Origin of the sequence: Paracoccus sp. J55, from assembly GCF_000513975.1 — a bacterium.
GTDB lineage: Bacteria > Pseudomonadota > Alphaproteobacteria > Rhodobacterales > Rhodobacteraceae > Paracoccus.
Map to the genome: position 1 here is coordinate 1 of NZ_AZVA01000047.1, position 18917 is coordinate 18917.

The following is an 18917-nucleotide window of genomic DNA, read 5'->3' on the forward strand; positions in this document are numbered from 1 at the left end:
TCAGCCCATTCTCTCGCTGGAATAGCTTCCCGGAGACGCCGGGAAGACGACGGTCTTGTTGCCGTTGAGGAACACCCGGCGGTGGATATGGGCGTGGATGGCGCGGGCCAGGACCTGGCTTTCCACGTCGCGGCCGAGACTGACATAATCCTCGGGCGATTGCGCATGCGTCACCCGGATGATGTCCTGCTCGATGATCGGGCCCTCGTCCAGATCCGCGGTCACGTAATGGCTGGTCGCGCCGATCAGCTTCACCCCGCGCTCGAAGGCCTGCTTGTAGGGGTTGGCGCCCTTGAAGCTCGGCAGGAAGGAATGATGGATGTTGATGATCCGCCCCGACATCTTCTTGCACAGGGCGTCCGAGAGCACCTGCATGTAGCGCGCCAGCACCACCAGCTCGGCACCCGAATCCTCGACCACCGCCATCAGCTGCGCCTCGGCCTGCGGCTTGTTCTCCTTGGTGACCTTGATGCAGTGGAAGGGAATGTCGTGGTTCACCACCACCTTCTGATAGTCCATGTGATTGCTGATCACCGCCACGATGTCGATCGGCAAGGCCCCGATGCGCCAGCGATAGAGAAGGTCGTTCAGGCAATGCCCGAAGCGGCTGACCATGATCACCACCTTCATCTTCTCGGCCTCGTCATGGATGGCGTAGTCCATGCCGAAGGGCTTGGCCGGCTCGGCCAGCCCGGCGCGCAATTCCTCCAGCCCCACGCCCTCCTCGGAGACGAAGCTGACGCGCATGAAGAACTTGCCGGTCTGCGGGTCGTCGAACTGGCTGGAATCGGTGATGTTGCAGCCATTCTCGGCCAGAAAGCCCGAGATGGCGGCCACGATGCCGCGCGTGGATTCGCAGGCAACGGTCAGGCAGAACTTGTTCATCGGTTTCTCCACTGTCTTGCAAGGGCAAAGGCCCTGATTTCTTTCTTGTGCAAATATCCCGGGGTCCGGGGCAGCGCCCCGGTCCGGCGGCGCGCTCAGGCGGTCAGGCCCTCGGGCTCGGGCCAGCCATTGGCCCGGCAGCAGGCGGTCAGCGTATTCGCCAGCAGGCAGGCGATGGTCATCGGCCCGACGCCCCCCGGCACCGGGGTGATGGCGCCGGCGACCTGCGCGGCGGCCTCGAAATCCACGTCGCCGACCAGGCGCGAGCGGCCCTCCTCCGCGATGCGGTTGATGCCCACGTCGATCACCGTCGCCCCCGGCCTGATCCAGTCGCCGCGGATCATCCGCGGCCGGCCCACCGCCGCGACCAGGATGTCGGCCGTCCGGCACAGGCCGGCCAGGTCCTTCGTGCGCGAATGCGCGATGGTCACCGTGCAACTGTCGCCCAGCAGCAGCTGCGCCATCGGCTTGCCGACGATGTTCGAGCGCCCCACCACCACCGCGTTCAGCCCGGAAAGATCGCCCAGCCGGTCGCGGAGCAGCATCAGGCAGCCCAGGGGCGTGCAGGGCACCATGCTCTTCTGCCCGGTCCCCAGCAGCCCGACATTCGAGATGTGGAACCCGTCCACGTCCTTCGCGGGATCGATGGCGTTGATCACCGCATCGGCGTCCATATGCGCGGGCAGCGGCAGCTGCACCAGGATGCCATGCACCGCCGGATCGGCATTCAGCCCTTCGATCAGCGCCAGCAGTTCCGCCTGCGCGGTCTCGGCCGGCAGCTTGTGCTCGAAGCTCGCCATGCCGGCCTCGCGGGTCTGGATGCCCTTGTTCCTGACATAGACCTGGCTGGCCGGATCCTCGCCCACCAGCACCACCGCCAGGCCCGGCACCACCCCGTGCGCGGCCTGCAGCCGCCCCACATGCCCGGCAACCCGCGCCCGAACCCCGGCCGCAAAAGCCTTGCCGTCGATGATCGCGCCGCCATTCCTTGCAGCCATGTTCATGTCCTTTCTCCCTTCAGGCGCCCGGCGGTTTCCCCGAGCGCATGCCAGAGCGCGCCGGCCAGGGACCGCATGCCGATCACCGCCAGCCGATCCTCGGCCCGGCGGATCAGGAAGACGCTCATGTGATGCAGGCCGGTGCGCGTGGCCGAGCCCGGCCCGAAGGCCGCGGCGTCGATGTTCACCAGCTTTTCCAGCAGCGCCCGGATCGGGGCACCGCCGCGATCCGAGGCGATCTCGAACGCGGTCCAGCCGTCGGTCTGTTCGGTGACCGAGCAGCCCGGCGCCTCGGCCGCCAGCGCGGCGGCGAAATCCTCGGCGGCACGCTCCTCGGCCTCGATCATCCATTGGCCGGGGCCGGTCCAGAAGGCGGCGACACCCTGCCCCGCCTGCCAGGCGCCCGGCCCCGGCAGCGCCAGGCCCAGCGGCGCGGGCTGCGCGGCATCCCGGCGCAGCGCCAGCGAGGCCAGCGCCAGGCCGGCATTCTCGGCGATGGTCAGGGCACCGAAGGCGTGCCGGGCGGGGGCGCGGGCACCCAAAGCGGTAATCGGAACCAGATCAGTCACGCAGGCGCCCTCCTTCCGGGTCGACGAAATGCGGCGAGACGACGCGCAGGGCCACCTTCTGGCCTTGCAGCGGGTTGGCGGCGATCACCGTCTCGCCCATGCGGGCGCCGCCATGGGCCAGAAAGCCCAGCCCGATGCTCGACCCGACATGCGGCGAATGGCAGGCCGAGGTGATCCAGCCCTGGTCGGTCTCGGTCCGGTGCGGCGCGCTTTCGGCGAAAAGATGCATGCCGGCAAGGACCGTCTGCGCCGGATCGACGGGTTGCAGCCCGACCAGCACCCGGGTCTCGGCCGCCAGCCCCTCGCGCCGGGACATCACCGCGCCGATGCCGTCCTTCTTGCTGCTGACCATGCGGCCCAGCCCCAGCATCTGCGCCGTGGTCTGGCCGTTCAGCTCGTTGCCGGCGGCATGGCCCTTTTCGATGCGCATCACGCCAAGCGCCTCGGTGCCGTAGGGGGTCGCGCCCAGATCGGCGCCCTGCTCCATCAGCCGCTCGACCAGCGCCTGCCCGTAGCGGGCGGGCACCGCGATCTCATAGGCCAGCTCGCCCGAGAAGCTGATGCGGAAGAGCCGCGCCCGAAGCCCGCCGCAGACCGTCAACCCGGCGCAGGCCATGAAGGGAAAGGCTTCGTTCGACAGGTCGAACCCGTCCACGATCCGCTCCAGCAGCCGGCGGGCATTGGGACCGGCCACGGCGATCTGCGCCCAGGCGTCGGTGGTCGAGATCAGCTGCACGTCCAGCTCGGGCCAGAGGCATTGCCGGGCGAATTCCATCTGCCGGTAGACCGGCCCCGCCTGGGCGGTGGTGGTAGTGACGACGTAATGATCCTCGGCCAGCCGCGCGCAGGTGCCGTCGTCCCAGGCCGTGCCGTCCTCGCGCAGCATCAGGCCATAGCGGACCATGCCGACCCGCAGGCTTTTCATGGCATTGGCATAGATCCGGTCGAGGAATTCGCCGGCATCCGCCCCCTGCACGTCCACCTTGCCCAGCGTGGTCACGTCGCAGATGCCGACGCCCTTGCGGGTGGCCAGCACCTCGCGGTCCACGGTCTGGCGCCAATGCGTCTCGCCCGGACGGGGGAAATATTGCGCCCGCATCCAGGGGCCGACCTCGACGAAGACGGCACCCTGCGCGCGCGCCCATTCATGCGTGGGCGTCAGGCGGCGCGGCCGGAAATGCGGCCCCGTGTCGCCGCCGCCCAGCACCGAGAGCGACACGCCGCTATAGGGCGGGCGAAAGATCGTCGTGCCGGTTTCCGGGATCGGCTTGCCGGTCAGCTCCGACATGACCGCCAGGGCGGTGACGTTCGCGGTCTTGCCCTGGTCGGTGGCCATGCCCAGCGTGGTCCAGCGTTTCAGGTGCTCGACCGGGCGCATGTTTTCCTGATGCGCCAGCTTGATGTCCTTGACGGTCACGTCGTTCTGGAAATCGACCCAGGCGCGGCCCTTGCCCGGCACATGCCAGAGCGGGCGCAGACCGGCCGGCGCATCCTCGGCCGCCGGCAGCGCGGCGGGCCGGGCCTCGATGCCGAGCTGGGCCAGCGCCTCGGCCGCCGCTTCGGCACCCGAGCGCAAGGCGGCGGCGGTGCTGCCTTGCCCCTTGGCGGCGCCGGCGGCGATCAGGCCGCGCGGCCCGCCCTCGCCGGGAACGAAGGCTTGCAGCGCCTCGTCCCAGACCGGGCGGCCGCGGTGATGCGAGGCCAGATGCACGTTCGGGTTCCAGCCGCCCGCGACGCCGAGCGCGCCGCAATCCAGCCATTCCCTGCGGCCGTCGCTGTCGATCTGGACCCCGCGCAGCCCCAGACGGCCCCTGGCATCGCTGACCATGCCATGGACCAGCCGGTAATTGCCCTGCGCCCGCGCGTCCGGGCGGCTGTCGATCACTGCCGCGACCTCGACCCCCTTGGCGGCCAGATCCAGCGCGGTGCGGTGGCCGTCGTCGTTGTTGGTAAAGATCGCCACGCGCTTCGCCGGGCTGACCGCCCAGCGGTTGGCATAGGCGCGCATGGCGCCGGCCAGCATGATGCCGGGGCGGTCGTTGTTCCGGAACGGGATATGCCGCTCGATGGCGCCGGCGGCCAGCACGGCGCGGCGGGCGGTGATCCGCCAGAGCGTCTGGCGCACCTGCCGCCCGGGTTCCGGCAGGTGATCGGCGACCCGCTCGACCGCGCCATAGACGCCGTGGTCGAAGGCCCCGAACACCGTGGTGCGGCGTAGGATGCGGATATTGGGCAGCGCCGCCAGCTCGGCCTCGGCCCGCGCCACCCATTCGGTCGCCGGGGCGTCGTCCAGCGCGTGGGATTCCGCCAGCAGCCGGCCGCCCAAGCGGAAATCCTCGTCGGCCAGGATGACCCGCGCCCCGGCCCGGCCGGCGGTCAGCGCCGCCGCAAGGCCCGCCGCGCCGCCGCCGATGACCAGCAGGTCGCAATGCAGGAAGCCCTTGTCATAGGCATCGGGATCGGGCTGCATCGACAGGCTGCCCAGGCCCGCCGCGCGGCGGATCGCCGGCTCGTAGAGCTTTTCCCAGAAGGCGCGCGGCCACATGAAGGTCTTGTAATAGAAGCCCGCCGCGAAGAAGGACGAGAACAGGTCGTTCACCGCCAGCAGGTCGAAACCCAGGGGCCCGACATGGTTCTGGCTGGCGGCTTCCAGCCCCTCGTAAAGCTCGGCCACGGTGGCGCGGGTGTTCGGCTCCTTGCGGGCGCCGCTGCGCAGTTCCACCAGCGCATTCGGCTCCTCGGACCCGGCCGAGAAGACGCCGCGCGGCCGGTGATACTTGAAGCTGCGGCCCATCAGCCGCACGCCGTTGGCCAGCAGCGCCGAGGCCAGCGTGTCGCCGGGATGGCCGGAATAGCTCCGGCCGTCGAAGGTGAAGCGCAGGCTGCGGGCGCGGTCGATCAGCCCTCCGGTCAGGCGGGTCATGCGGCACCGCCTTTCAGCTTGACGTCGCGCGCCAGCTCGGCGCCCAGGATCTCGTGCGTCGTGGTGTCGCGGGTCACGACCAGCCAGGAGCGGTCGCCCTGCTCGTGGAACCACAGTTCCCGATGCACGCCGGCCGGGTTGTCGCGCAGATAGACGTATTCGGCAAAGGCGGCCTCGGCGCCCTCGGCCATGCCGTCGGGGCGGTTCAGCAGCGCGGCATCGCCCAAATAGGTGAATTCCTGTGCGTCGCGCAGGCCAAGAAGGGGATGGGGGATCAGCATGGCGGCCTCAATGCAGGTTCGGTTGGGCGCCCACGCCCTTTTCGTCGATGACATAGCCGCGCGCGAAACGGTCCAGGCGATAGGCGCTTGCGGTTTCGTGCGGGCGGCCGGTGGCCAGCAGATGGGCGAAGGCATAGCCGCTGGCGGGCGTCGCCTTGAAGCCGCCATAGCACCAGCCGGCATTCAGATAGAGCCCCTCGACGGGCGTGCGGTCGATGATCGGGCTGCCGTCCATGGACATGTCCATGATGCCGCCCCAGACCCGCAAGAGCCGCGCCCGGCCGATCATCGGCATCAGCGCCATGCCGCCCTCGGCCACGTCCTCGATCACCGGCAGGTTGCCGCGCTGCGCATAGGAATTGTAGCCGTCGATGTCGCCGCCGAAGACCAGGCCGCCCTTGTCGGACTGGCTGACATAGAAATGCCCGGCGCCGAAGGTGATGACCCCCGGGATGGTGGGCTTCAGCCCCTCGGAGACGAAGGCCTGCAGCACGTGGCTTTCGATCGGCAGCCGCATTCCCGCCATGGCCATGACCCGGCTGGACGAGCCCGCAACCGCCACGCCGACCTTGCCGGCGGCGATATAGCCGCGCGTCGTCTCGACCCCGCTGATGCGGCCGCCGTCGATGCGGAAGCCGGTGACCTCGCAGTTCTGGATCAGGTCCACGCCCCGCATGTCGGCGCCGCGGGCATAGCCCCAGGCCACCCCGTCATGGCGCGCGGTCCCGGCCCGGCGCTGCAGCAGCCCGCCCTTGATCGGGAAGCGGGCATTGTCGAAGTTCAGGAAGGGCGCCATGGCCCGGACCTGCTCGCGGTCCAGCAGTTCGGCATCGGCGCCGGCCAGCAGCATGGCATTGCCGCGCCGGCGGAAGGCATCGCGCTGCGCATCGGTATGGCACAGGTTCAGAATGCCGCGCTGGCTGACCATGGCGTTGAAGTTGAATTCCTGCTCCAGCCCCTCCCAGAGCTTCATCGAGAATTCGTAGAAAGGCTCATTGCCCGGCAGCAGGTAGTTCGAGCGGATGATCGTGGTGTTGCGCCCGATATTGCCCGAGCCCAGCCAGCTTTTCTCCAGCACGGCGATGCGCGCCCGGCCGAAGGTCTTGGCGAGGTAATAGGCCGTCGCCAGCCCATGCCCGCCGCCGCCGACGATGATGTAGTCATAGGCCGGCTGCGGTTCGGGATTGCGCCATAGCGGCTTCCATCCCTTGTGACCGGTCAGCGCCTCTCTGATGACCCGCAAGCCCGAGAAATGCATGGCGATAATCTCCTTCGTCGATTCGAATCTCGCACAGCCTGACCCGGCCGATGCGCCCGAAAGGGACATTGCCTTGCCTGTTCTGGACATGGATGGCAGGCTGGCGGCGAAAGCCCAAGGTCTGCCATGCGTCCCGATTCCCGCCCCCGCCGCTACGGCTTCCTGCTGCTGCCGGATTACGCGCTGATGTCCACCGCCTCGGCGGTCGAGCCGCTGCGCGCGGCGAACCTGCTGAGCGGCCGGCCGCTTTACGAATTGCAATTCGTCTCGACCGAGGGGGGCTTCATGCCCAGCTCGGTCGCGGGCGGGTTCGAGACCATCGCGCTGGCCGACGCCGACGAGACTCTGGACATCCTCTTCGTGGTGGCGGGGGGCGATCCGCTGGCGCAGCGCGATCCGCGGGTGCTGGCCTTCGTGCGTCGGCTGGCGCGGCGCGGGGTGGCGCTTGGCGGCATCTCGGGCGGGGCAGCGATCCTCGCAGCGGCCGGGGTGATGGCGGCGCGGCGCTTCACCATCCACTGGCAGCATCTCGACGCCATGCGCGAGACCTGGCCCGAGGCGCTGATTGAAAGGCGGCTGTTCGTCATCGACCGCGACCGCTTCACCTGCGCCGGGGGCATGGCGCCCTTGGACATGATGCATGCGCTGATCGCCTCGGCGCATGGGGCGGGGCTGGCGCGGGCGGTCAGCGACTGGTTCATCCATACCGGCATCCGCGAGGCCGAGGCACCGCAGCAGCTGGACCCGGCGCGCAAATACGACCTGCACCACCCGGCGCTGGTCGCCATGGTCGAGCTGATGACCAGCCATATCGCCGATCCGCTGGGGCTGGAGGATCTGGGCCAGCTTTGCGACATGACGCCCCGGCATCTGGAGCGGCTGGCGCAGGCGCAGCTGGGCGAAAGCGTGATGCAGTTCTATCGCCGGCTGCGGCTGGACAAGGCCCGGGAGCTGCTGAGCCAGTCCGGGCTGCCGCTGGCCGAGATCGCGCTGGCGACCGGCTTTGCCAGCCGCAGCCATTTCAGCCGCAGCTTCCGCGCGCAATTCGGCATCAGCCCCTCGGCGCGCCGGCCCGTGCGGGCGGGGGCAACAGAAAACCCCGGTGGCTGACGCCATCGGGGTTTCGCGGTGCCGGGAGGAAACCGCCGCTCAGATGTCCAGGGTGTTGTCCCGCTCCCATTGCGACAGATGTGCGCAATAGGTGTTCCATTCCCGGCTCTTGAGCTTGATATAGGCGGCCGAGAATTCCGCGCCCATGGCCGCCTTCAGCCCCTCGTCCTCATCGAAGGCGCGGATCGCGTCCAGCAGGTTCAGCGGCAGCTTCGGCGCATCGGTGATGGTGTGCCCCTCGGCATACATGTCGATGTCGGACCGCGGGCCGGGATCGGCCTTCGAGCGCAGCCCCGACAATCCGGCCGCCATGATCGCCGCCTGCACCAGATAGGGGTTGGCGGCGCCGTCGGGCAGGCGGAACTCGAACCGGCCGGGGCCGGGCACGCGCACCATATGGGTGCGGTTGTTGCCGGTCCAGGTGACGCTGTTCGGCGCCCAGGTCGCGCCCGAGGTGGTGCGCGGCGCATTGATCCGCTTGTAGCTGTTCACCGTCGGGCAGCTCAGCAGCGCCAGCGCCGAGGCATGTTTCATGATGCCGCCGACGAAGTGATAGCCCTGCTGGGACAGGCCCAGCTCGTCATTGTCGTCGGCGAAGGCGTTGGTGCCGTCGGCATTCCAGACCGAGATATGCAGGTGGCAGCCGTTTCCGGTCAGGCCCATGATCGGCTTGGGCATGAAGGTGGCGCGCAGCCCGTGCTTTTCGGCGATGGCCTTGGCCATGAACTTGAAGAACGAATGCTTGTCGGCGGTCGCCAGCGCATTGTCGTATTTCCAGTTCATTTCCCACTGGCCGTTGGCGTCCTCGTGGTCGCTCTGATAGGGTTCCCAGCCCAGTTCCAGCATGTAGTCCGAGATCTCGGCGATCACGTCCAGGCGGCGGAACATCGCCTGCTGGTCGTAGCAGGGCTTCATGGCGGTGTCGGCCGGGTCGCCGATGGCCAGCCCGTCGGGCGTCATCAGGAAGAATTCCGGCTCGACCCCGGTCTTGACGGTCAGGCCCATGTCGGCGGCTTCGCGGCACAGCCGGGTCAGCACGTTGCGCGGCGCCTGCTCCAGATCGACCCCGCCGCTCATCACGCAGTTCGAGGCGACCCAGGCCACCTCCTTCTTCCAGGGCAGCTGGATCACGGATGAGGCGTCGGGCAGGCCCAGCATATCGGGATGGGCCGGCGTCAGGTCCAGCCAGGTCGCGAAACCGGCAAAACCCGCGCCGCCGGCCTGCATTTCGGCGATGCCCTCGGCCGGGACCAGCTTGGCGCGCTGGCTGCCGAACAGGTCGGTGAAGGAGACCATGAAATGCTTGATGCCCCGGTCGCGGGCATAGGCGGCCAGGTCGAGCGGCTCGGCAGCCTTCTGCTGCGGGCCAGAGGCGCCGTGCCGGGGCTTTTCCCGTTTCTGGACCATGTCGGCCTCGCGGGCGAAGGTGGCCATATCGGTCATTCGATATTCTCCCTGTTGAAGGATGTCCGACCCGGGGCGGGATACTTTGTCCCGCCCCGTGGCTGTCTGTCGTCAGTAACCGGCCTGTCCCGGGATCCAGCTCGTGCCGGCCAGCGGGACGCCCGCCATGGCGGCGGATTCCACGGTCAGGGCGCAAAGATCCTCGGGTTCAAGGTTGTGGACGTGGCTCTTGCCGCAGGCGCGGGCGATGGTCTGGCATTCCAGCGTCATCACCGCCAGATAGTTGCGCAGGCGGCGGCCGGCCTCGACCGGGTTCAGCCGGGTCATCAGCTCGGCGTCCTGGGTGGTGATGCCGGCCGGGTCGCGGCCCTCGTGCCAGTCGTCATAGGCGCCGGCGGTGGTGCCGAGCTTCTGGTATTCCTCTTCCCAGCGCGGATCGTTGTCGCCAAGCGCGACCAGCGCCGCCGTGCCGATGGCGACCGCGTCGGCCCCCAGCGCCAGCGCCTTGGCCACGTCCGCGCCGGTGCGGATGCCGCCCGAGACGATCAGCTGCACCTTGCGATGCATGCCCAGGTCCTGCAGCGCCTTCACGGCCGGGCGGATGCAGGCCAGCGTCGGCTGGCCGACATGCTCGATGAAGACGTCCTGCGTCGCGGCGGTGCCGCCCTGCATGCCGTCCAGCACCACCACGTCGGCGCCCGCCTTCACCGCCAGTGCGGTGTCGTAATAGGGCCGCGCGCCGCCGATCTTGATGTAGATCGGCTTTTCCCAGCCGGTGATCTCGCGCAGCTCCAGGATCTTGATCTCCAGATCGTCGGGGCCGGTCCAGTCGGGATGGCGGCAGGCGGAACGCTGGTCGATGCCCATCGGCAGGTTGCGCATCTTCGCAACCCGCTCGGTGATCTTCTGGCCCAGCAGCATGCCGCCGCCGCCGGGCTTGGCGCCCTGCCCGACCACGACCTCGATCGCGTCGGCGCGGCGCAGGTCGTCCGGGTTCATGCCATAGCGCGAGGGCAGATACTGATAGACCAGCTTTTCGGAATGGCCGCGTTCCTCGTTGGTCATGCCGCCGTCGCCGGTGGTGGTCGAGGTGCCCGCCATGGTCGCGCCGCGACCCAGCGCCTCTTTCGCATGGGCCGAAAGCGCGCCGAAGGACATCCCCGCGATGGTGATCGGGATCTTCAGCTCGATCGGCTTCTTGGCGAAGCGCGTGCCCAGCACGACCGAGGTGTCGCATTTCTCGCGATAGCCCTCCAGCGGATAGCGGCTGATCGAGGCACCCAGAAACAGCAGGTCGTCGAAATGCGGCACGCGGCGCTTGGCCCCGCCGCCGCGAATGTCATAGATGCCGGTGGCGGCGGCGCGGCGGATCTCGGAATTGATCTCGTTCGAGAAGGTCCAGCTCTGGCGCGGCAGGGTGCGAGGGGTTTGGTCCATCGTATGATCCTCAGTAATCGCCGGCGTGATCGACGTGGAAATTGTAGAGCTTGCGGGCCGAGCCGTAGCGGCGGAATTCGGACGGGTCGGCATCCGCCCCGGCGCGCTTCAGCAGGTCGGCCAGGATTTCCAGATGCTCGGGGCGCATCTCCTTCTCGATGCAGTCGGCCCCCAGCGACTTGACCTTGCCGCGCACGAACAGCCGCGCCTCGTAAAGGCTGTCGCCAAGCGCGTCGCCCGCATCGCCCAGCACCACCAGATTGCCCGATTGCGCCATGAAGGCCGACATGTGGCCGATATTGCCATGCACCACGATGTCGATGCCCTTCATCGAGATGCCGCAGCGCGAGCTGGCATTGCCCTTGATGACCAGAAGCCCGCCATGGCCGGTGGCGCCGGCATATTGGCTGGCATCGCCCTCGACGGTGACGCTGCCCGAGATCATGTTCTCGGCGACCCCCGGCCCGACCGAGCCGGTCACATGCACCCGCGCCTCCTTGTTCATGCCGGCGCAGTAATAGCCGGTGGAGCCCTTGATCGTCACCTCCAGCGGCGCCTGCAACCCGACTGCCAGCGCATGCGCGCCGCGCGGGTTCTCGATCACCCATTCGCCGCCGGTCTGCGCCTGAAGCGTGCTGTTGAGATCGCGCAGCTCGGTCCAGGCCATGTCGATGGTCCGGGGCTGCACGCCGATGTCAAGGTCTTCGCGGATCTGCGTATTGGCAATGGTGGTCATGTCAGCGCTCCCAGAAATACACGGTGGCGGGTTCCGGTTCCCAGATGCGGGCATCCTCGATGCCCGGCAGGTTCGCGAAGGCCCGGTATTCCGAGCCGAAGGCGACATAGCTGTCGGTCTCGGCCATCACCGCGGGCTTGCAGGCGATGGGATCGCGCACCACGCCGAAGCCGTTCCTGGTGCCGACCACGAAGGTGAAGAAGCCGTCCAGATCGTCCAGCGTGCCCTCCAGCGCCTCGCCCAGATTGGCGCCTTCGGCCAGCCGGGACGAGATGTAGCAGGCGGCGACCTCGGTGTCGTTCTGGGTCTGCGGGACGAAGCCCTTGCGGGCCAGTTCGCGCCGCACCCGGTTGTGGTTCGAGAGCGAGCCATTATGCACCAGGCACTGGTCGCCGTCGGTCGAGAACGGATGCGCGCCCAGCGTGGTCACGGCGCTTTCCGTCGCCATGCGGGTGTGGCCGATGCCGTGGCTGCCGGCCATCTGCCGGATGCCGAAGCGCGCGGCCACGTCCTTGGGCAGCCCGACCTCCTTGAAGATCTCCATCGACTGCCCGGCACCCATGATGCGGATGCGCTTTTCGGCCATATAGGCCCGGACCTCGGGCTCGGAGCCTTCGGGCAGCGTCAGCACCGCATGGGTGTCGACCACCCGCACCTGCACCGGCGCGCCCAGCAGCGCCTTCAGACTGTCCTCGAGGCCCGCGAAAGTCTCGTCGGGCGTATCGGACTGGATCGTCATCTTGAGACCTTGCGCGTCGTTCCCGTAGATCGCGATCCCCGCGCTGTCAGGCCCGCGATCCGTCATGGAAATCAGCATGTCGGTCAGCAGGTCCCCGAGCTGGGGCCGCAGATCATCTTTTTTCAGGAACAGGCCAACGATGCCACACATTAGCAACCTCCGTTCAGCTTGGCGTTGAAGCCGTCACGGATCAGCTAAGAGCAAAATTGATTGCCTAGCAAGATATTTTTTTTACCTGACAGAAAATTCTTGCGAGAGGGCCGGCCGGGAACGATCGAAGGAAACCCCAGCGCAGGCAGTCGGTTACTTGGCCTGGGGATAGCAGATGATGGACAGATACCGGGCCGGCAATTCGCGCAGATGCTCCGGTCCATGCGGCGCATCGGCGTCGAAGATCAGGCTGTCGCCGGGTTCGAGATCATAGATCTGTTCGCCGTGGCGATAGCCGATTCTTCCCTCGAGCATGTAGAGCAGCTCGATCCCTTCATGCTGGAAGGTGGGGAAATGGTCGCTTTGGGTGCTGAGCACGATCATGTAGGGCTCGACCACCACGCCGCTGTTGTTCGAGCCGATATGCCCCAGCAGGTGATACTGGTGCCCGGCGCGGGTGCCGGCGCGCTCGACCTCGACGGCGGTGCCCGCCTTCACATGCATCGCCCCGCGCGGCTCTTCATAGCCCGAGAAAAGCTGGATCAACGGCACATGCAGGGCATTGGCCAAGGTCTGCAAGGTCGTCAGCGAGGGCGAGATGACGCCGTTCTCGATCTTGGAGAGCATCCCGACGGACAGCCCCGCCTGGCTGGCCAGCTTCGAGCCGGTCATCCGCTGCCGCTTGCGCAATTCCCGCACCTGCCGGCCAATGGCAACCTCAAGATTCTTCTCGCGGGTTTCGCGAATCGCATGGGGATCCTGCGTCAGCGAGCCATCTATCTTTGCCGTTTGGCTTACCATTGCACATCTTCCTTTGTTTTTTCTCTGTCAAAGCTAGTCGGAGAATTTCCACAGTAAAGCCTAACAGATAGCCGGCATGGGTCAGAAGCTCCATGCGGTTAAGCCGCGCATGATCCCACAGCCCCTGATCGGCGGCACGTTTCGCGAAGGGGTGCGGCCCGTGCGAAGCAGGGATATTTTTCTTGAGAGAATAATTTGTTTCCTGTTACTCTAGGGTCGGTTTTCGGGGAGGCATGCCATGTATTTTGCTGCACAGCGAAAGCAGTCGATCTACCAGCAGCTGGGAGGGGACGAGGGCATCCGCGCCCTGGTCAAGGAATTCTACGACATCGTCGAGCAGGACAAGGACGCGAGGGAGCTGCATCTTCTGCACCTGCAGGGCGCCGGCGTCGCCCATTCGCGCGAGGAGCAGTTCAACTATCTCAGCGGCTTCTTCGGCGGGCCGCAATATTACGTGATGAAGCACCGCCACGCGCGGCTGAAAGAGATCCACGCCCATGTGCCCATCGGCCCGCAGATGCGCGACCTGTGGCTGCGCTGCATGGCCAAGGCCATCGACAGGCGCGGAATCGACGGCGAACTGGCGGCGGTGCTGATGCGCCATTTCACCACGGCCGCCGAAAGCAGCCGCAACATGGACTGACGCGCCGCGCCGGTCCGCACCAGACATTCCCAACACAGGAGAGGCTCATGGCGATCAAGAAGTTCGGCCCCTACAAATCCCCTTCGGTCCAGCCGATCACCGAGGATCTGGACTGGTGGCACCCGGTCGAGGGCTCGCCCAGTATGAAGACCTGGATCGAGCACCAATCCGAGGACGGCAAGTTCCTGACCGGCTATTGGGAGGCCACGCCGGGCAGCTATCGCGTGCGCTACGACGTGGACGAGTTCATCCATCTGTTCGAGGGCAAGGTGACGCTGACCGACAACGGCCAGGAGCCGCGCAGCTTCGCCGCCGGCGACACTTTCGTGATCGAGGCCGGGTTCGACGGCATCTGGAAGACCGAGGAGACGGTGCGCAAGGCCTTCGCCATCCGGGTGCGGTGAAAGCGGTGCGGCCCTGCCCGTCGCCCCGCCGTTCGCTGCCCGGACCCGTGAAATCGGAACAGGCCCCGGCGCAAGGCCGGGGCCTGATTTTTGTGCCGGCTCAGACGGGCCGGTCCGGCAGGGATGCCGGATTGGGCTTCATGTCCCAGTAGACCAGGTCCAGCCCGGTCGCCTGATCGTCCTCGTCCACCCGCAAGCCCACGGTCTGTTTCAGGACGAAGGTCAGGATCGCGGCGGTCAGCACGCCCGCGCCGACGCAGGCCAGAACGCCCACGATCTGCATGGCCAGGCCGATCTGGCCGTGCTGGAACGCATAGGGCCCCTCATCGATGCCGAAATAGCCGCCCTGCGGCGTGCCGGCCTTGAGCAGGCCGACCATGACCAGCCCATAGACCCCGGCGCCCAGGAACAGCGGGAACAGCTTGTGCTCGTCGATGCCGCGCTTCTGCGTGAACTCGTAGACGATCCAGGCGACCACCGGCGCGAACAGCGCCACCAGGAAGGTCTGCCAGGGCGCATAGACGTCGAAGCCCGGCGCACCCGCGACATAGCCGGCCAGCGGCCCCAGCAGCAGATAGGCATAGGAACGCTTCCGGTAGCCGATGATCGCCCCGGTCACCGCGCCGCCCGCCCAGGCAAGGCCGTAATTGTTGAAGACGATGCCCACGCTGGTATCGGCCATGGTGACGCTGACCGCCAGCGCCTGCGGCTCGAAGAAGAACAGGCAGGACAGGATCACCAGCGGCAGTCCGGAAAAGATCGTCATCAGCCCGGTCGCCGCCAGGCCGATGCTGGGCGCGTCGTAGGAATGCACCTTGGGATGCGGCTCGAACATGCCCGGCCGCCGGCCCAGCATGGGCACCAGCACCAGCGCCATGCCGGCCGGGAACAGATAGACGAAGCCGACGCCGAAGAAGTCATGGAAGCCCGCATTGGTCAGCGGTCCGACCGAGCCCCAGACCGCGAAGCTCAGCGCCGAGGACACCACCGCCGCCACCACCGAGGTGATGTAATAGGCCAGGGGCTTCATCCGCTCGGAGACGGCGAAATGCAGCAGCACGTTGATGATGCCGGCAAAGCAGGCCAGGAAGAACACGAAGATCTGGAAGGTGTTCAGCCCGGGAAACACCGCCGGATCGACATGCTGGGCCACGCCGTTGGCCATGGCGCCGCCCAGCCACCAGTCCTTGAGCGAATCCGCCAGACTCGCGCCCTCCATGACGTAATATTGCCCGGCCCAGAAGCCGAAGCCGATGACGAAATAGGCGGCGAAGCCCAGGAAAAAGCCGATGGTCTTCTCGATCGTGGAATTGAACAGGCTGCCGTTGCGGGTGGTGCCCGCGTCGATCATCAGCAGCCCGACCACGACGAGGATCGCCCCCGCCGTGCCCGAGCCATAGATCAGGTTCTGCACCAGCGAACTGAGCGTCACCTGATCCGGGTAAAGGATGGTTGTCGTTGGTTCCATTGTCGTTCTCCCTGTTTTTGTCACTGCTCCGGGATCGTTCCGGCCCCGGAAAACGCCTTGCGGCGCTGGTCGCGCGTGGTGACAGGCGGCAATTTCCTGTCGGTCGGCGGATTGAAATCCCTTGCTTCGATCAAATTTCTCAAAGGAAGACCGGTTGACGCCGCCGCCCCGCATCGGGGGCGGCTGTTGCCCGGTCGGGTTGTCCCGGCCCTACTCGTCGGCGAAGATTCCGGGCGAGGTCGGCTTCCCGTCGTCGAACTTCGCGAGATAGTCGATGATGATCTGGCGGTTGACGGCGAAGCCCTTGTAGTCGGCCAGCTCGTCGGGCAGGTCGCGGATCACCCGGTGCAGCCGGCGCGCCCATTTCGGCACCGTCACCAGATCCTCGAGCGCGATCAGGTAGCAGCGGATCGGAAAGGCCAGCGCGTTCGAGCGCGGCAGCCGCCAGAAGCTCTGCAGCTCCACCCGCAGATATTGCCTGGCCCCCACGTTCTCGGGGGTGATGGTGCGCTTCTCGGGGCCCCAGAGGTGATAGTTCTCGGGGCTGGTGTCCAGCCGCGGATTGACCGTCATCGTCCAGTTCAGCCGCCGCGACGGCGCGCCCTGCTGCACCGCCAGCAGGAATTTCAGCGCCCGCTGGAAGATGCCCAGCTCGGCCGCCTTCGGCACCGGCGCATGCCATTCGAAGAAGTTCATGCCGATGTCGAAATCCAGCGACCAGTCCGCCTGGCTGGTCACCATGCCGGCATCCATCCACAGGTTGCCCTCGCGCTGGTCCAGCAGCGCGAAATCGCCCTGCGCCTGGCGGGTGACGTATTCCAGCGGCCCGCAGGGCAGCGTCGTCGGGTCGAGGAAGGTGAAGCGCTGCTCGATCCCCAGCGGCCGGTTGATCCAGTGCCAGCGGTCGCCGTCGCGATGCAGCTGGAACAGCTCGGGGTAATCCTCGGCCTTGCACTGCATGATCAGCTCCAGCAGGTCCCAGCCCGCCAGCGCCATATGCGGCAGCGACTGGCAGCGCAGCGGGTCCCCGGCCAGGGTGATCGCCCGGTCGCGCATCTCGGCCACGTAATGCTCGTCCACGTCGAAGCGCTTCTCGAAGACGCTGCCGGCGCGGCCCCCCGTCCCGTGCGGCTCCATGTTGACGGAATACATGTAGTCGTCCTTGTCGAACGGGAACGGAAAGCGCCGGATGGCTTCGGCCGAGTTGCGGAAGCTGTAATCGTCGCGGAAGGTCTCGTCGTTGAACCGGATGGTCATGGCCGGGCTCCTATCGGTCGATGATCAGCGTCTCGCCGCGGAAGCGCGAGACGCAGGGCATGATGCGGCTCTGCGAGGAGCGCTCGTCCTCGGACAGCCAGTGGTCGTGATGCTCGATGCGGCCGTGGCAGGACAGCACCCGCGTCTCGCAGCGCCCGCAGGCGCCGCCGCGGCAGGACCAGTCGATCTCGGCCCCGGCCGCCTCCAGCGCCTCGAGCAGGCTCTGATGCGCGCCGACCGCGATGGTCCGCCCCGAACGCGCCAGCACCACCGCGAAGGGCCGGCCGGGCGGCGGCGCCTGGAAGACCTCGGAATGCAGCGCGGTCTGCGGCCAGCCCAGCCGGGCGCCCGCTTCCGCCACCGCACCGATCAGCCCCTCGGGGCCGCAGGTATAGACATGCGTGCCAAGCGGCTGGCCCGACAGGATCGCGCCCAGATCCATGCGGTTGCCCTCCTCCGAGATATGGGCATGGATATGCGGCACATCCGGCAGCAGCTTCAGCCCGGCCGCCTCGGCGCGCGAGCGGGCGGCGTAATGCAGCTCGAAGGGCAGCTGCATGCGCAGAAGCTGGCGGACCTGGGCGACGAAAGGGGTGATGCCGATGCCGCCGGCGATCAGCACGTGCTTGCGGGCCCGCAGGTCCAGCGCGAAAAGGTTCAGCGGCAGCGAGACGCGCAGCAGGTCGCCCGCCCGCACCCGGCCATGCATGAAGCGCGAGCCGCCGCGCCCGCCATCCTCGCGCCGCACCGCGATCTCGTAGCCCGAGCCGTCCTGCGGGTCCGAGATCAGCGAATAGGCGTTGCGGCGCAGCACCTCGCCATCCGGCATCTCGACCACCACATGCGCGCCGCCGGAAAACAGCGGCAGGGCCGCGCCCTGCGGGTGTTCGAAGCGGAAGCGCTTGACCAGCAGCGTCAGCGGCTCGGCCGCCGCCACGCGCAGCATCAGGGACGTCATGGCTTGATCTCCTGCGGCTCGGGCACCTGGCCCGGGGTCTCGGCATCGACGCAGACCCCCTGGAAGGCGCCGATGCGGCGCGAGTAATGGTCGCGCACGAACAGGTTCAGCCCGCAATGCGAACAGGCGAACGGGTCGGTGGCGACGTTCTCGGTGATGCCCTTGCAATGCACGCATTGCACCCGCCGGGCGAAGCCGCCGCGATGCTCGGCATCGATCGCCTCCAGCGGCATTCCGGCGGCCAGCGCCTCGGCCGTGGCCTGGCCGATCAGCCCCTCGCCGCCGGCAAGATAGAGCCGGGTGCCCATATGCGCCTCGGCCAGGGCCCGGGCGAAGCGCGGCCGCAGCGCCGCCCAGCTCGGCCCCTCGACATAGCCGGCCGGCCCCAGCGCCCGCAGCCGCGACCCCAGTTCGGGACCGGCGCCGGCGGGGATCCAGAACAGCTGCGCCCGGCGCATGACCGAGGGGTCGGCCCGGGCCAGCGCGGCCAGCGCCTCGCCGCCCGCGCCCTCGGCCAGCATCAGCGAGGCCAGCGCCCCGTGCGGGCGCAGCCCGCCATAGACCGGGCGGCTGGGGATGGAAGATGAAAATTCCGTGGCTCGCATTGGCGGCGTTCTCCCTGTCGCGGAGGGGGCGGGGCGGTCCTGGCGCCGCCCGCGCGCCCCGGGGTCGGTTCAGCCCTTGGCGGTGCGGCGCTTCTTCTCGGGGTCGTGGAAGGGCATCGGCTGCGCCGTGGCGGCGATCTCGCCGCCCGGGTTGCGGATCGTCAGCGGCGTGCCCGGAACCGCGCAATCCACCGGCATCCGCGCAATGCCGATATTGTGCCCGTTCAAAGGGCTGTAAAACCCGATGGTCACCACGCCCACCTCCTTGCCGTCCCGGATGATCGGAGCGCC

At 67.7% G+C, this 18917-nt stretch carries 19 protein-coding genes; 3 read left to right on the forward strand and 16 right to left on the reverse strand.

All coding sequences use genetic code 11. From position 1 onward, the window contains the following. From purU to PARJ55_RS0119685, 6 genes are all read right to left on the reverse strand, one after another. Entirely contained in the window at window positions 1-885 is an 885-nt protein-coding gene (purU, locus tag PARJ55_RS0119660) for a formyltetrahydrofolate deformylase (RefSeq protein WP_028713925.1), read from the reverse strand. 95 nt (window positions 886-980) lie between these two features. Further along, entirely contained in the window at window positions 981-1883 is a 903-nt protein-coding gene (folD, locus tag PARJ55_RS0119665) for a bifunctional methylenetetrahydrofolate dehydrogenase/methenyltetrahydrofolate cyclohydrolase FolD (RefSeq protein ID WP_028714549.1), read from the reverse strand. 2 nt (window positions 1884-1885) lie between these two features. Continuing rightward, complete coding sequence (locus PARJ55_RS0119670; RefSeq protein ID WP_028714550.1) at window positions 1886-2452, reverse strand: sarcosine oxidase subunit gamma; 567 nt, start codon at window positions 2450-2452, stop codon at window positions 1886-1888. Next, complete coding sequence (locus PARJ55_RS0119675; RefSeq protein WP_028714551.1) at window positions 2445-5375, reverse strand: sarcosine oxidase subunit alpha family protein; 2931 nt, start codon at window positions 5373-5375, stop codon at window positions 2445-2447. The genes PARJ55_RS0119670 and PARJ55_RS0119675 overlap by 8 nt, the downstream gene beginning before the upstream one ends. Beyond that, the gene (locus PARJ55_RS0119680) at window positions 5372-5656 is read right to left on the reverse strand and encodes a sarcosine oxidase subunit delta (protein ID WP_028714552.1); all 285 of its coding nucleotides are present in this window, start codon (window positions 5654-5656) and stop codon (window positions 5372-5374) included. The genes PARJ55_RS0119675 and PARJ55_RS0119680 overlap by 4 nt, the downstream gene beginning before the upstream one ends. A 7-nt stretch (window positions 5657-5663) precedes the next feature. Further along, window positions 5664-6914 carry a sarcosine oxidase subunit beta family protein gene (locus tag PARJ55_RS0119685; protein WP_028714553.1) on the reverse strand — a complete coding sequence of 417 codons (1251 nt, stop codon included), beginning with the start codon at window positions 6912-6914 and terminating at the stop codon, window positions 5664-5666. Between the two features lie 126 nt (window positions 6915-7040). On the opposite strand from PARJ55_RS0119685, the gene PARJ55_RS0119690 reads away from it, so the two are divergent. Then, a complete protein-coding gene (locus tag PARJ55_RS0119690) occupies window positions 7041-8024 on the forward strand; it encodes a GlxA family transcriptional regulator (protein ID WP_028714554.1) in 984 nt (327 codons plus the stop codon). A 39-nt stretch (window positions 8025-8063) separates the two neighbouring features. Here the strand turns inward: PARJ55_RS0119690 and glnT are convergent, their stop codons facing one another. The 5 genes from glnT to PARJ55_RS0119715 all read right to left on the reverse strand — a co-directional run bounded on the left by glnT (window position 8064) and on the right by PARJ55_RS0119715 (window position 13291). Continuing rightward, window positions 8064-9467: a type III glutamate--ammonia ligase gene (gene glnT, locus PARJ55_RS0119695; protein ID WP_256380451.1), complete on the reverse strand. Its 1404-nt coding sequence runs from the start codon at window positions 9465-9467 to the stop codon at window positions 8064-8066. Between the two features lie 72 nt (window positions 9468-9539). After that, entirely contained in the window at window positions 9540-10865 is a 1326-nt protein-coding gene (locus PARJ55_RS0119700; protein ID WP_028714556.1) for an FMN-binding glutamate synthase family protein, read from the reverse strand. A 10-nt stretch (window positions 10866-10875) separates the two neighbouring features. After that, window positions 10876-11532, reverse strand: a complete 657-nt coding sequence (locus tag PARJ55_RS0119705) for a protein glxC (RefSeq protein WP_028714557.1) — start codon at window positions 11530-11532, stop codon at window positions 10876-10878. A gap of 70 nt (window positions 11533-11602) precedes the next feature. After that, the gene (locus PARJ55_RS0119710) at window positions 11603-12490 is read right to left on the reverse strand and encodes a glutamine amidotransferase family protein (protein WP_028714558.1); all 888 of its coding nucleotides are present in this window, start codon (window positions 12488-12490) and stop codon (window positions 11603-11605) included. 153 nt (window positions 12491-12643) lie between these two features. Beyond that, complete coding sequence (locus PARJ55_RS0119715) at window positions 12644-13291, reverse strand: helix-turn-helix domain-containing protein (protein ID WP_028714559.1); 648 nt, start codon at window positions 13289-13291, stop codon at window positions 12644-12646. Between the two features lie 238 nt (window positions 13292-13529). Between PARJ55_RS0119715 and PARJ55_RS0119720 the strand changes: the two genes are divergently transcribed. Further along, on the forward strand, window positions 13530-13934 hold the full coding sequence (locus PARJ55_RS0119720; protein ID WP_028714560.1) for a group II truncated hemoglobin: 405 nt from the start codon (window positions 13530-13532) through the stop codon (window positions 13932-13934). A gap of 47 nt (window positions 13935-13981) precedes the next feature. After that, window positions 13982-14338 (forward strand): cupin domain-containing protein, encoded by a 357-nt coding sequence (locus PARJ55_RS0119725; protein ID WP_028714561.1) that lies wholly within the window; start codon window positions 13982-13984, stop codon window positions 14336-14338. Window positions 14339-14438: 100 nt separating this feature from the next. On the opposite strand, the gene PARJ55_RS22695 is transcribed toward PARJ55_RS0119725, so the two are convergent. From PARJ55_RS22695 to PARJ55_RS0119750, 5 genes are all read right to left on the reverse strand, one after another. Beyond that, a complete protein-coding gene (locus PARJ55_RS22695) occupies window positions 14439-15806 on the reverse strand; it encodes an ammonium transporter (protein WP_036699031.1) in 1368 nt (455 codons plus the stop codon). Window positions 15807-16016: 210 nt separating this feature from the next. Beyond that, entirely contained in the window at window positions 16017-17063 is a 1047-nt protein-coding gene (locus PARJ55_RS0119735; RefSeq protein ID WP_028714562.1) for a DUF3445 domain-containing protein, read from the reverse strand. A 10-nt stretch (window positions 17064-17073) separates the two neighbouring features. Further along, on the reverse strand, window positions 17074-18021 hold the full coding sequence (locus tag PARJ55_RS0119740) for a PDR/VanB family oxidoreductase (protein WP_028714563.1): 948 nt from the start codon (window positions 18019-18021) through the stop codon (window positions 17074-17076). Next, window positions 18018-18626, reverse strand: coding sequence for a dimethylamine monooxygenase subunit DmmA family protein (locus tag PARJ55_RS0119745; RefSeq protein WP_028714564.1), 609 nt, complete (start codon window positions 18624-18626; stop codon window positions 18018-18020). The genes PARJ55_RS0119740 and PARJ55_RS0119745 overlap by 4 nt, the downstream gene beginning before the upstream one ends. Window positions 18627-18695: 69 nt before the next feature. Next, a partial coding sequence (locus PARJ55_RS0119750) for a glycine cleavage T C-terminal barrel domain-containing protein (protein WP_028714565.1) occupies window positions 18696-18917 on the reverse strand: 222 nt, incomplete at its 5' end.